The following is a 13,905-nucleotide window of genomic DNA, read 5'->3' on the forward strand; positions in this document are numbered from 1 at the left end:
AAAATAGTTCGCTTTTCACTTAGAACAGCTTACTCGACCAGCCTAGCTTGTTACGTAGAACGTGGTAGTAGTTGTAGTCTTTAGGGTGGATCAGTTTGAGCACATTTGGGCTTTGGTAAATGTGGATCTCATCGCCAGGAGAAACAGGCAGTGAGATTTGACCATCACAGCTCACTTCCTGAGTTCCGCGGTTATCAGGCGATACGATCAGCTTAATACGACGCTTGCCATCCACCACAAGTGGGCGGCTTGAAAGGGTGTGCGGGAACATCGGCACTAATGAGATAGCATTTAGGCTTGAAGACAGGATAGGGCCGCCGCCAGAAAGCGAGTAGGCGGTAGAACCTGTCGGTGTTGAGATGATTAAGCCATCAGAGCGCTGTGAGAAGGCGAAGCTGTCATCGATGTACACTTCGAACTCGATCATGTGAGCAACTTGTCCGGGGTGCAGTACAGCCTCATTAAGTGCTGCATTGTGGCTTTTTATCTGGCCGTGACGATGAATTTCCGTTTCAAGTAAGAAGCGCTCTTCTTCCATGAACTCGCCTTTGAGTACATCAGTCAGTGCACTCTGGAAGTTTTCAGGGTTGAGATCGGTTAGGAAACCAAGGTTGCCTCGGTTAACACCAATTACTGAAATGTCGAAACGTGACAGGATTCTAGCGGCACCGAGCATATTTCCGTCACCACCGACCACAATGGCGAGATCGGCGCGTTTACCTAACTCAATCAGGCTGGAAAAATGTTCTTTTGGGATGTCGTCTAAAATAGTGGCGAGTCTGTCATCAACAAACACTTGATAACCCTCAGCACTTAACCACTGATAGAGCTCTCTATGAGTCTGAATTGCTTGCTGATCTCGAGGTTTACCGATAATGGCGATGACTTCAAATGGCTTTTTCATAACGTTTCCAAACGAATTAGGCTTGAATCAAAATTCTTCATCCCCATAATAAAGGCAAGTTGAACGTCTATGCGAGTGTTTTATATCAATTTGGGGCGCAAACACGCCTGTCACTTGCATTGAAAACGAATTCTGGAGATATCATGAGCAACGAAGAAAACAAAGTAACCGAAGCAGAGCTAGATCAGATCATCGCTGAAGCTGAGAAAGTTGAAGAAGCTGAACTGAATGAAGACGCTGCTGATGAGCAGGAAGCAAAAATCGCTCAACTGGAAGCTGCACTGCTTTCTAGCGAATCTAAAGTGAAAGATCAGCAAGATTCTGTTCTTCGCGCGAAAGCTGAAGTTGAAAACATGCGTCGCCGTAGCGAACAAGAAATTGATAAAGCGCGTAAATTCGCTTTGAACAAGTTTGCTGAAGGTCTGCTTCCTGTAATCGACAACCTAGAGCGTGCAATGCAAGCGGCAGACGCTGAAAACGAAGTGGTTAAGCCACTGTATGAAGGTGTTGAGCTAACGCACAAAACGTTCGTAGACACAGTTGCTAAGTTTGGTCTTAAAGAGATCAACCCTGAAGGTGAAGCGTTCAACCCTGAATTCCACCAAGCGATGTCTATCCAAGAAAGCCCAGATCACGAATCAAACACAGTTATGTTTGTGATGCAAAAAGGCTACGAACTAAACGGTCGTGTGGTTCGCCCAGCGATGGTTATGGTTGCTAAGTAATGACGAATTACGTTGCCAAGTGATTGACTGGCACATTGACTGAGTTAGTCGCTGCGACAAAATAAATCACTGGTTTACGTAAAATAAAAAGAGAGGCATAGGCCTCTCTTTTTTTGTGCCTATAACTTGAGAGTCCACGTAAATAAGCATCAAAACCGCATTAAGAATGTCGTTCTTTTTATTTCATTCAGATCAGCGATTTAGAGTTTTGTGTTATGAAACTTGTTGTGATTGAGTAAATGTTTTGATGTCACATTTGTGATGTTTTTGTAAATAAATACTTTTAATTGTTATCTTTGTATGTAAAATCCACTGCCATATAGCGATTTTGGTCGCATATATAACTATAAAAGTACAAATTTTAAACACAACAAACTGGAGAAGAACGATGGATAAATCGCTCTCAAGTAAAATTTTTGTAGGCTTGTTCGCCGGTCTACTTATTGGTACTGCTATTCAGTACCTATTCAGCGGTATTGCTATTTTTGATACGTATCTACTTGGCGCTGCCGAAGGTGCTGGTGGTATGTTCGTATCACTTATCAAATTGCTTGTAGTTCCTCTTGTATACGTATCTATTGTTTGCGGTATTGTTGAGCTAAAAGATATTCGTTCATTTGGTCGTCTTGGTGGTAAAACCTTTGGTCTTTACATTATTAACACCATCATCGCGATTTCAGCAGCGCTAACGATTGGTCTTATTTTCCAACCAGGTGCAGGTGCGAATCTAGCGGGTACGGTTTCTGAGACAATTGCGCTTACAACAACTGAAACACCAGACATCTTCTCTCTTGTTGTTAACATCGTTCCTAGCAACCCTGTAGAAGCGTTTGCAAGCGGCGACATGCTACAAATCATCTTCATGGCAATTTTGACAGGTCTTGCTATTCAAGCGCTTGATTCTCGTGGTGGCCCAGCTATCAAGACATTCAAGATGGCTAACGAAATCATGATGAAGCTTATCGGCCTAGTAATGAGCTTGGCGCCATACGGTGTATTTGCTCTGATGATTCAACTGGGCGCAACACTGGATGCAGACACGCTAATGTCAGTTGCTGGCTATGTGGCGCTTGTGGTTGCAATGCTTGTGTTCTGGATTTTCTTCTTCTACCCAATGATGGTTGGTTCATTCACTGGTATTTCTCCAAAGCAGTTCCTACGTGCAACGCGTGAGCAAGTTCTATTCTCACTATCTACAGCAAGTTCGAACGCAACAATCCCAGTAACAATGCGTACTTTAACTGACAAACTAAACGTATCTAAGTCAGTAGCGGGTTTCGGTGTACCACTAGGTGCAACCATGAACATGTCTGGTGTATCTATCTACATCGCACTAGCAACTATGTTCGTAGCAAATGCGTTTGGTCAGCCAATCAACACTGCTGATATCTTCACTCTTGGTCTAACTATCCTGCTACTGTCTATCGGTGCTGGTGGTGTTCCTGGTGGCGGTGTTGTGATGGTCGGTGTTCTATTGCACCAACTAGGTTTACCACCAGAAGGTCTAGCGATTGTTGCTGCTGTTGACCGTATCTGTGACATGTTCTGTACTTCTTCAAACGTAGTCGGTGATACAGCGGTTAACACTATCGTTGCTAAATCTGAAAACGAAATTGGCGTTGAAGCTAACGAAGAAGCTGAGCTACAAAAAGCAGAAGCTTAATTCTTAATTAAGATTTGATATTAGAAGCCCCGCTCAACCAGAGCGGGGCTTTTTTGTCTCTGCTGATCGGTGTTTTAGGCTATCTGCTGCTATGTCAAAAAGGGGCAGTGTTGGTGCGAAGTCTCATTTTTTCTTTTTACTCGCGCTGAATGGGTCATCAGTTTTCAATATTTAATATAGATCACATATAATAATACAATATTATTTTATTGTTCTGGCAACCTACATTATGACGACATAAAGGAAACCAAATAATGAAGTTGTCTTACCTTAGCCTACTGACTGCTAGCCTCTTAGCAGCTCCCGCTCTTGCTTCTAATCACGATATTGGTCAGCAGTTCAATCTTGATCCAGCAAAAGCGCCAGCACAAAACTTCGATTTATCTAAATGGAAAATTAACCTACCGGAGCTAACAACAGAAGGCTCTAGAAAAGGCAAAACATTGGAGATCGGTAAGCAAGAATTGTCGAATGTAGACACGCCTTACGTTCATCCTAAATGGTTCTACACTGATGCAGAATCTGGCGCGATGGTATTTGTGGCTCCGAATACAGCACCAACGACACCAAACAGTAAAAACACACGCAGTGAACTAAGAGCGATGCTGGCAGACAGCTACTCGGCGCCGAGCAACAACTTCGCGATTTCAAGCCATAAGAACGCAGAAGAGTTTGGTTCTATCGGTGGCCAAATGACGGCAACACTTTCTGTTGATCAGGTGAGTACCAGCGGAAGCTACAAAAAAACAGGCGCATTCTCGGTAGTGATTGGCCAAATTCATGGTTCAGACAATGAGCCTCTGAAAATTGTTTACCGTAAACTGCCGGAGCATGAGCATGGTTCGTTAACGTGGAACTATGAACTCAATCCGCCGACAGATATGAAAGATGCGAAGGATGAAAACGGAAAGAAACTTCGTAAAGACATTCGCCATGATGTATTTGGTCAATACAATCTGAAAAAAGGCAGCTCTGATCCTACTGATGGTATCAAGCTAGGTGAAGTGTTCTCATACGATGTGAATATCAAAGATAACATCATGCACTTAACCTTTACTAAGAATCCAAACTCAGCCGATGCTATTGTGAAGACGTATGATGTCGATTTAGCAAAGGGCAAATATCAGGGGCATGATATCGACCTTGGTTATGGACAAGACTGGATGTACTTCAAGGCGGGCGCATACAATCAATGCAACACCAAGAAGTCGAGCTCTGCCTGTGAATGGCGTGGTATGGAAGCAGGTGATTACACTCAAGCGAGCTTCTACCAGTTAGTGCTCAACCAATAACATGTATGAATCAGTAATCATTTGAACAATATTTAACTGATTAATATCTATTTGAAAAAGACCTTCTACATGAAGGTCTTTTTTTATGGCATCTGGAATAGGGTTGAGGTTTTAATATGGCGTCAAATGCGAGGATTTCTCAACATCGGAGCCTTAATTGGCAAGGGATCGGTCACTTTTTACCTTTATGTAAAAAGATACGGGAAAAAACAGATTTTTTTTACTTATTCCCTTGAAAACCAGTTTGCAGCCCTTATCTATGGTGCATACGAAAGCAAATTACATTTGCACTTAAATTTTGTGTATTAGGGTTGAATCCCTGATTACCGCCCCCCACATATGTGGGTATAGCAAAAAACTAATATAGATTATATTTCGGAGATAGCCTGATGGGTCGAATCATTGGTATTGATTTAGGTACTACTAACTCTTGTGTTGCTGTTTTAGACGGCGACAAACCACGCGTACTAGAAAATGCTGAAGGCGAACGCACAACAGCATCGGTAATCGCATACACTGACGGCGAGACGCTAGTTGGTCAACCTGCGAAACGTCAAGCAGTTACTAACCCTCAAAACACGCTATACGCAATTAAGCGTCTAATCGGTCGTCGTTTTGAAGATGAAGAAGTTCAACGCGATATCGAAATCATGCCTTTTAACATTGTTAAAGCTGATAACGGTGATGCATGGGTTGAAGCGCAAGGCCAAAAAATGGCTGCTCCTCAAGTATCTGCTGAAGTTCTTAAGAAAATGAAGAAAACAGCTGAAGACTTCCTAGGTGAAGAAGTAACTGGCGCAGTTGTTACTGTTCCTGCTTACTTCAACGATGCTCAACGTCAAGCAACTAAAGATGCTGGCCGTATCGCTGGTCTAGATGTTAAACGTATCATCAACGAACCAACTGCTGCTGCTCTAGCTTACGGCCTAGACAAGCAAGGTGGTGATCGCACTATCGCTGTATACGACCTTGGTGGTGGTACATTCGATATCTCTATCATCGAAATCGATGAAGTAGAAGGCGAGAAGACTTTCGAAGTTCTTTCAACTAACGGTGACACTCACCTTGGTGGTGAAGATTTCGATAACCGCATGATCAACTACCTAGTAGATGAGTTCAAGAAAGAGCAAGGTATCGACCTTAAAGCTGATCCACTAGCAATGCAGCGTGTTAAAGAAGCAGCAGAAAAAGCGAAAATCGAGCTTTCTTCTACTACTCAAACTGACGTAAACCTACCTTACGTTACTGCTGATGCGACTGGTCCTAAGCACATGAACATCAAAGTGACTCGTGCGAAGCTTGAGTCTCTAGTTGAAGACCTAGTTCAACGTTCTCTTGAGCCACTAAAAGTTGCTCTAGCAGATGCTGACCTATCTGTAGGCGAAATCACTGACGTTATCCTAGTTGGTGGTCAAACTCGTATGCCTATGGTTCAAGCTAAAGTAACTGAATTCTTCGGTAAAGAGCCACGTAAAGACGTGAACCCTGACGAAGCTGTTGCAATGGGTGCTGCTGTTCAAGGTGGTGTACTAGCTGGTGACGTTAAAGACGTTCTACTACTAGACGTTACTCCTCTATCTTTCGGTATCGAAACGATGGGCGGCGTGATGACTAAGCTTATCGAGAAAAACACAACTATCCCTACTAAAGCGGATCAAGTGTTCTCTACAGCTGAAGACAACCAAAACGCAGTAACTATCCACGTTCTTCAAGGTGAGCGTAAGCAAGCGACTTACAACAAGTCTCTTGGTCAGTTCAACCTAGAAGGTATCCAACCAGCACCACGTGGCATGCCACAAATCGAAGTAACATTCGACCTAGATGCTGATGGTATCCTGAACGTATCTGCTAAAGATAAAGCAACAGGTAAAGAGCAGAAGATCACTATCCAAGCATCAGGCGGCCTGTCTGAGGAAGAGATCGAAGCAATGGTACAAGAAGCAGAAGCTAACAAAGAAGCGGACAAAAAGTTCGAAGAGCTAGTAACTGCACGTAACCAAGCTGACCAAATGATTCATGGCACTAAGAAGCAAGTAGAAGAAGCTGGTGAAGCTCTACCTGCAGACGAGAAAGCTAAAATCGAAGCGGCTATCACGGCACTAGAAGAAGTTAAGTCTGGTAACGACAAAGAAGCTATCGACGCTAAAGTTCAAGAACTTATGCAAGCAGCTCAAAAGCTAATGGAAATTGCTCAACAGAAAGCTCAAGCTGAACAAGCTGGTGCTGACGCTGGTGAACAACCTAAGCAAGACGACGATGTTGTAGACGCTGAGTTTGAAGAAGTTAAAGAAGACAAAAAATAATTTCGTTGCAGAGTAGCCTGATTTCGTTGTCGGAAGTGCTCACCTACTAACGTAGGCTCCGCGCTTCCTCCTAGAACTCAAGCTATCTGCTTAGAAATTTGTCTCAAAGACTTATTATTGCGGGCGTCAGAGGTAACTCTCACGCCCGTAAATTTGTATTTAGACTTGTCGATCTAGATAATAGCTTTATTCGGCGTTTCAGCCGGCAGAACTTTTATCTAGATTGATACACAGACTACTGAAGTGATCATTCGGTAGTAGCAATTATTTTGGTGACCTAGAACATGTCAAAACGTGATTTTTACGAAGTATTAGGCGTAAGCCGCGATGCATCAGAGCGCGATATTAAAAAAGCGTACAAACGCTTAGCGATGAAATTCCACCCGGACCGTAACCAGGGTGACGAGACCGCAGCAGATAAGTTTAAAGAAGTAAAAGTAGCGTACGAGATCCTAACCGATTCTCAAAAGAAAGCAGCTTACGACCAATACGGTCACGCAGCCTTTGAACAAGGTGGCATGGGCGGCGGCGGTTTCGGCGGCGGTGGCCAAGGTGACTTCGGCGATATCTTCGGTGACGTATTTGGCGACATCTTCGGCGGCGGTCGTCGTGGCGGCGGTCAACAGCGTGCACAACGTGGTTCAGATCTACGTTACAACATGGAACTTTCTCTAGAAGAAGCGGTTCGTGGTGTTTCTAAAGAAATCGAAGTACCAACACTTGTAGAGTGTGATACTTGTGATGGCAGCGGCGCGAAAGCGGGTTCTTCTGCACAAACGTGTGGCACTTGTCATGGCCACGGCCAAGTACAAATGCGCCAAGGTTTCTTTGCGGTTCAACAGACTTGTCCTACGTGTAACGGTAAAGGCAAGATCATCAAAGACCCATGTAACTCATGTCATGGTCAAGGTCGCAAACAGAAGACGAAAACACTTAACGTTAAGATCCCTGCTGGTGTTGATACTGGCGACCGTATTCGTCTATCTGGCGAAGGCGAAGCGGGAGAGCAAGGCGCTCCAGCTGGCGACCTGTACGTACAAGTACACGTAAAAGAGCACAACATCTTTGAGCGTGACGGCAACAACCTTTACTGTGAAGTTCCAGTAAGCTTCTCTATGGCTGCTTTAGGTGGTGAAGTTGAAGTTCCAACACTGGATGGTCGTGTAAACCTTAAAGTGCCAGAAGAAACACAAACGGGTCGTATGTTCCGTATGCGTGGCAAAGGCGTGAAAGGCGTTCGTGGCGGCGGTGTGGGTGACCTAATCGTTAAGCTAGTGGTTGAGACTCCAGTTAAGCTAAGCTCTCGCCAGAAAGAACTATTGCGTGAATTCGAAGAAACATGTTGTGGCGAAGCGGCAAGCAAGCACAAGCCAAAGTCTGAAGGTTTCTTTAGCGGCGTTAAAAACTTCTTCGATGACCTAACTAAGTAATCAATTTATTGATGTCTTAGGTTATTGATACCTTGAGTTTTTGATGATTCAAGTTGTTGATAAAATTGGAAAAGCCTGCTTATGTAGCAGGCTTTTTTGTGTCTGTAGGTTAGAGAAAAGAAGCTCATAGAGGAAAGAACTGAGGTTGCACAGAAAAATTCTAGAGCCCTTTGGTGGTTGCCCTTGCTACTTCCAACACGCTTCTGGTTCTGAAACCCCTGAGTGGTGTAATTCCAAGATATCGGTCGTTGAATCTAAGCACTCATCGTTTGTTTGTGGTGAAAGTGGTTCAGCCTGAATCGAATAGGTGGTGCTACTCGCAGAGATCGCTAGCGTGTACCGGCTAGTATCGGTATCGCAAAACAAGCATGTCCCTCCTGAAATAATATTCTTCGCTGCCGACGCGTAGTTTCCCGTGTATAGCGTTTCTATCTCCAATTGTATCTTGGTCATATCAGCCATCGCTGTGACTCGATGCGCCTTGATTACATGGTTTGTATAACTTGGATAGGCAATAGCACCGAGTATCCCCACGATGGCGACAGCGATCAATAATTCGATCAATGTCATTCCTTTAATGCTTAAGTTGTTGTTGTTACATATATTTCTTCGAATCATCGCGAGTAGTTTCCTTTCATAGCTCTGCCCATTTTTCTCTGGTGGTAGCATCGGTGCAAGATTAAATGCAGTTACGCATTGAGTTACATAGGAATTTGGGAAATGACTCGCGGGTTTACTTTATTAGAACTGTTAGTAACGGTATCGGTACTATCGATACTGATAGTTGCGGCTGCCCCGAGTTTTAGTTCGGTTACAGAAACCGTCAAGATGCAGCGACTCGCCGGAGAGTTGAATGGTTTTCTCATTCAAGCCAAGTCTGAATCGGTCAAAAGGAACCAAGATCTGTGGGTGCATTTCTCTATGGATAAAAATGAAGAGCAATCTACAGGGGAGTGGAGTTTGTTGCTGAAGCCGTCCGAAGATCTCTCCGGCGAAACGCTGATGATGTTATCGGGTCAACCGTTTCGAGATGTCTCGTTTTCTCATAACTACACAGGCGCAAGAATTAGCTTTGAGAGTGTGAGAGGGCGGCCAGCCAGAGGGACGATTTATCTTTCTCCAAACACAGGGTCCACAGACAGATTGTTGGTTAAACTATCCAGCCCTCCTGGGCGAATTAAGGTGTGCGGTGAGTCGAGTGCGCAGTATGGCTATGATGTGTGTTAATCCGATTGTGGTAGCACCTAGTAAACAGCAAGGCACATCATTAATTGAGTTAATGGTGGCGTCAGTGATTGGTGTGTTTGCGATTTCGATTATTGGCAGTGTCTTTATAACAGGGCAGAGAATTGCCAAAGACAAAGGCATTGAATTATTGCTGCTACAAAATCTAACAAGCACCATGCAGGTCATGAAAGAGGATATCCAACGAGCGGGTTACGATGGTTCAAACGGTTACTCAATCAAGTTATCTGGCGCGAGTGACACCATTCAAGTCAGTGGCGGTGTGGCGGTGGGTTTTGTTTATTTCCGAGAAGGGTCGAGTAGCGGTAAAGATCATCGACATATCGTTTACCGCAAGGATGGGACTCGGCTACAAATATGTGAAAAAGGCATGCTTGTTTCAGATGACCTCCTTTCGTTCAATGAAGTCACATCGTGTTATTCATTGTTCGATGACAGTCTTATCGAAGTAGACGCATTTAGCGTTGATGCTCATCTATTAGAGCATAACTCTATTAAAACCACGCTTACCGATATCAATATCACAGCATCAATTCCAACTGCGGGTGTTTCTAAGTCGGTTTCGGTTTCTGTTAAACAAAGGAACTGGCAATGATGATGTCTAGAAAGCAACGCGGCGTAGTGACCTTGTTGGTGACATCGGTTCTTTTAGTTGGAGCTTTGGTGGTGACGTTGGGCACGTATCGCAGTGTTTTCCATCAAATTAGAGTTGCTCAGAATGAAGTTCAGGGCAGACAAGAACATTGGCGCTCGGAAGGGGGCTTAGAGTGTACCTACTCCTACTTACTTGAATTAGACAAGACAATTGCTGATATCAAAGACGCGAGTGCTCGCCCAGCAGATTTTTCTGATTGGTGTTCTCCTTACGAAAATAAACCGCAGATCGACATCTCGGATAGTGCGATCTCTAGCGCTTACATCGTAGCGTCATCCTCAAACGCACAGTCACTTTTTAAGACAGTAAGAGAAAGGTCTCAGTTCGGCAGTGGGGCGATTCAGTCGACGGGGCCTATTGAGCTCATCGGTACACTGAGTCTTAAGCCGACAGCGAAAGAAGACCCTATTAGTGGCAATGAATATGAGTGTGTCAGTGTTACTTTTGCTGATCTGTTCACCTATCAATATGACGCAACACATAGTAATTCAGGGCAGGCATTGGGGTTAGAGGTGCTCGATCCTAGTGCTGATGGTCCATTTTCTGGCTTCGATGGTATTTGCTATAGCGACTATAAAACAGCGATCCCGAAAGGTACTTCCGGCAGCTCCCATTCGATTTATGCTCCTGATTACTATGAAAAAGCGAACCCACCTCCGTTCCAGAAAGACTTTAACCCTGATCCAAATATGAATCCGTTTTACACCTTCTTTGGTGTTACTAAAACCGATCAAAATATTGTCGATTTATCACAAGATACAGATCTGTTTAAGCATGTTCAGCTATTGAATGCGACGGAGTGCGGTACTGAGATAATGGACCACTTTACTGCAGGGCAAACCAAAGGGCTGTGGATTGAAGGCAACTGCCATATCAACGCTGCGGTTGCGGCCACAATCAATCCATCGCAGCTTCTGGTTGTGCAAGATGGTGTGTTCGCATTGAATGGAGCCATGGCTTACAACGGAGTGATTTATCATTTGGTCGATTATCAAAAGAGCCATGTGAAAACTCGAGTCGATGGTTTCTGGAATTCGCTCGCTGCTAATAACGTGTTTGCGCCTTTTATCAAAGATATTGATGAGGCTAGCGTCATTAAAAAAAGTGTCGGTATTCAGTTTGCATCTGGTTTGCCTTCTGGTGGCCTTATTTTTGATTCACCTGCAGGTGTGACGACCATTGTTGGTGACATGGACTTAGATTTTCGTGCGGATTCTAATCCGATTGATCCGCCTTCAACTTATCAGTGGAAGCGAGGATCATGGAATGATTTCTAAGAACTCAGGTTTTAGCTTGATAGAGGTTCTTATCCCTTTTCTGTTGATTGGCGTTGCCTCACTTGGGTTGGTTAAGCTGCAAGTTTATGCTGAACAAAAATCGGATTTCGCGCTCCACAGTGTAGAAGCGCTGCATTTTGCAGAAAGGCAGATGGAGTATTATCGAACTCGGGCGTCTAATGCGAGTGGGGCGGTAGGTTTAATTCCTTTTTCGGAACTAAATCAGGCGAGTCATTGTCTCAACATAGCAAGTTCAGACCCTTTATCCGGTTTGTCGGGTTCTGCCTATGCCATGACTTGTGAAGTGACTGATGCAAACGGTGCTTTGTCTAGTGCGTTAAAAAGCATTACTGTCACAATTGCATGGCAAGATCGTATGAACCACGCACAACGTATTTACCTCGAAACTATGCTCTCCAAATACAGTGAGTTTGATTGACCCTCAAGCAAACGTTTACTGCATGCCAAGGCTCATGCCACTCCTTTTACTGATAATTTTCACTCCTCGGACATTGTTTACGTGCTAGTTAAAACTCTGTATATGGAATGGTGTTTTTTGTGTTTTTATATTGTTGTGGTTGTATGGTATTTTTGCAAAATATGTCTCCATTTATGGAAAATTAGGTGGAATCTTGTGCTTTTTAATAACGACTTTAATAGAATATGTGCTGTACCAATAGGCCGTGGTCAAAACTTATATTAGGCCTAAACAAAACAACATCACATATGGAGTTACCATGAGTAACCAAGCCGTAAAAAAAGCACCATCGACTGACAAGATCAGTGGTATGGACCGCTTTCTAAACTTCATTGAACGCGCCGGCAACAAAATTCCAGATCCAGCAATCCTGTTCTTCTGGGCTCTAGTTATTGTATGGGTAGCATCTGCACTTTTATCGAATCTTTCATTCGACTTAATCAACCCTCAAACGGGTGCTGCTCTTGAAGTAAACAACCTACTAACTGGTGAAGCGCTTGCTAGCTTCCTAGCGAATATGGTTACCACGTTCACAGGCTTCGCACCTCTAGGCATCGTACTTGTTGCTATGCTAGGTGTTGGCGTTGCAGACTCTTCAGGCTTCATTACGACTGGCCTTAAGAAGATGCTTAACTTCACGCCAGCTAAGCTACTAACGCCAATGCTAATTCTTGTTGCTATCGTGTCTCACACAGCAGCAGATGCAGGCTACGTTCTAGTAATCCCTCTTGGCGGTATCATCTTCCACGCTGCGGGTCGTCACCCTCTAGCGGGTATTGCAGCAGCGTTTGCTGGTGTATCAGGTGGTTTCTCAGCGAACTTTATCCCTTCAGGTATTGATCCGCTACTAGCAGGTTTCACTCAAACAGCGGCAAACGTTCTTGACCCTGAATACGTGATTAACCCTCTAGCGAATATCTTCTTTACTGGCCTATCTTCAGTTCTTATTGTTGCTATCGGTTGGTACGTAACTGAGAAAATTATCGAGCCTCGTCTTGCTAATACGCCAGTTGATGAAGATGCAGAAGCAGCACCTGATCTAGGTACGTTCACTGCAATCGAATCTAAAGCGTTCAAGTTTGCTGGTTGGGCAATGGTTGCGGGTATTGGTCTGCTTATCGCAGCTCTAGTTCCTGAGAACTCAGCGCTTCGTTCGCCTGAAGGTGAGCTGACAGCGTTCTCTGCTCCAGTTATGAAGTCTATCGTTCCTCTGATCTTCATCCTGTTCATCATTCCAGGTATCGTCTACGGCCGTGTAGCGGGTACTTTCAAGAACAGCAATGACGTAATCAAAGCAATGTCAGAGACAATGGCTACGATGGGCGCATACATTGTAATGTCGTTCTTCTGTGCACAGTTCCTATCTGCATTCGGTCAATCAAACATCGGTACTATGCTGGCACTTTACGGTGCTGAAGGCTTGAAAGCGATGGACCTTCCGGGTGAAGCAACGGTTGTTGGTATGATTCTACTAACGGCTTCAGTTAACCTGCTTGTAGGTTCGGCTTCAGCTAAGTGGGCTCTTATCGGTCCAATCCTAGTTCCAATGCTAATGGTTGTGGGTATCTCTCCTGAGCTATCTCAAGCGGCTTACCGTGTAGGTGACTCAGTGTCTAACATCATCTCTCCACTAATGGTGTTCTTCCCACTGGTTGTTGTTTACTGTCAGCGCTACGTTAAGTCGACAGGTATCGGTACTCTAGCTTCTCTAATGATGCCATTCTCGATTGCTATGCTAATCGGTTGGTCTATCTTCTTGCTAGCTTACTGGGCTCTTGGTATCCCACTAGGTATCCAAGCACCTTACACTTACACAATGTAAGCGAAGTAAGAAAAGCAAAAGTAAGTAACATAAAAATCATCGAAGCCCGCACCGAAATGTGCGGGCTTTTTTTTCGCTATTTTTTTATATCCAAGACTTTTTGTATCCAAA

Annotated in this window: 12 protein-coding genes; 10 read left to right on the forward strand and 2 right to left on the reverse strand. The window is 44.2% G+C overall.

Going from position 1 to position 13,905, the window contains the following annotated elements:
• Positions 1-19: 19 nt before the first annotated feature.
• Positions 20-904: an NAD(+) kinase gene (gene nadK / locus MSG34_RS21925; RefSeq protein ID WP_248339396.1), complete on the reverse strand. Its 885-nt coding sequence runs from the start codon at positions 902-904 to the stop codon at positions 20-22.
• Positions 905-1,047: 143 nt separating this feature from the next.
• On the opposite strand from nadK, the gene grpE reads away from it, so the two are divergent.
• The 5 genes from grpE (at position 1,048) to dnaJ (ending at position 8,317) form a co-directional block, all read left to right on the forward strand.
• The gene (grpE, locus tag MSG34_RS21930) at positions 1,048-1,629 is read left to right on the forward strand and encodes a nucleotide exchange factor GrpE (RefSeq protein ID WP_248339397.1); all 582 of its coding nucleotides are present in this window, start codon (positions 1,048-1,050) and stop codon (positions 1,627-1,629) included.
• 388 nt (positions 1,630-2,017) lie between these two features.
• On the forward strand, positions 2,018-3,292 hold the full coding sequence (locus tag MSG34_RS21935; protein WP_019823920.1) for a dicarboxylate/amino acid:cation symporter: 1,275 nt from the start codon (positions 2,018-2,020) through the stop codon (positions 3,290-3,292).
• Between the two features lie 254 nt (positions 3,293-3,546).
• Positions 3,547-4,584 carry a polysaccharide lyase family 7 protein gene (locus MSG34_RS21940; RefSeq protein WP_248339398.1) on the forward strand — a complete coding sequence of 346 codons (1,038 nt, stop codon included), beginning with the start codon at positions 3,547-3,549 and terminating at the stop codon, positions 4,582-4,584.
• A 389-nt stretch (positions 4,585-4,973) separates the two neighbouring features.
• A complete protein-coding gene (gene dnaK / locus MSG34_RS21945) occupies positions 4,974-6,887 on the forward strand; it encodes a molecular chaperone DnaK (protein WP_017059868.1) in 1,914 nt (637 codons plus the stop codon).
• Between the two features lie 284 nt (positions 6,888-7,171).
• Entirely contained in the window at positions 7,172-8,317 is a 1,146-nt protein-coding gene (gene dnaJ / locus MSG34_RS21950) for a molecular chaperone DnaJ (protein ID WP_102432252.1), read from the forward strand.
• A gap of 186 nt (positions 8,318-8,503) precedes the next feature.
• Here dnaJ and MSG34_RS21955 read toward each other — a convergent pair whose 3' ends face one another.
• On the reverse strand, positions 8,504-8,986 hold the full coding sequence (locus tag MSG34_RS21955) for a type IV pilin protein (RefSeq protein ID WP_248339399.1): 483 nt from the start codon (positions 8,984-8,986) through the stop codon (positions 8,504-8,506).
• Between the two features lie 51 nt (positions 8,987-9,037).
• Here MSG34_RS21955 and MSG34_RS21960 point away from each other — a divergent pair, with 51 nt between their 5' ends.
• From MSG34_RS21960 to MSG34_RS21980, 5 genes are all read left to right on the forward strand, one after another.
• The gene (locus tag MSG34_RS21960) at positions 9,038-9,544 is read left to right on the forward strand and encodes a GspH/FimT family pseudopilin (protein WP_248339400.1); all 507 of its coding nucleotides are present in this window, start codon (positions 9,038-9,040) and stop codon (positions 9,542-9,544) included.
• A complete protein-coding gene (locus MSG34_RS21965; RefSeq protein WP_248339401.1) occupies positions 9,525-10,157 on the forward strand; it encodes a pilus assembly protein PilW in 633 nt (210 codons plus the stop codon). The genes MSG34_RS21960 and MSG34_RS21965 overlap by 20 nt, the downstream gene beginning before the upstream one ends.
• Entirely contained in the window at positions 10,154-11,494 is a 1,341-nt protein-coding gene (locus MSG34_RS21970; RefSeq protein ID WP_248339402.1) for a hypothetical protein, read from the forward strand. The genes MSG34_RS21965 and MSG34_RS21970 overlap by 4 nt, the downstream gene beginning before the upstream one ends.
• Complete coding sequence (locus MSG34_RS21975) at positions 11,484-11,933, forward strand: type IV pilin (protein ID WP_248339403.1); 450 nt, start codon at positions 11,484-11,486, stop codon at positions 11,931-11,933. The genes MSG34_RS21970 and MSG34_RS21975 overlap by 11 nt, the downstream gene beginning before the upstream one ends.
• A gap of 298 nt (positions 11,934-12,231) precedes the next feature.
• On the forward strand, positions 12,232-13,794 hold the full coding sequence (locus MSG34_RS21980) for an AbgT family transporter (RefSeq protein ID WP_248339404.1): 1,563 nt from the start codon (positions 12,232-12,234) through the stop codon (positions 13,792-13,794).
• Positions 13,795-13,905 lie beyond the last annotated feature (111 nt).

The organism is Vibrio sp. 1CM2L (assembly GCF_023161695.1).
GTDB classification, from domain to species: Bacteria; Pseudomonadota; Gammaproteobacteria; order Enterobacterales; family Vibrionaceae; genus Vibrio; species Vibrio coralliirubri.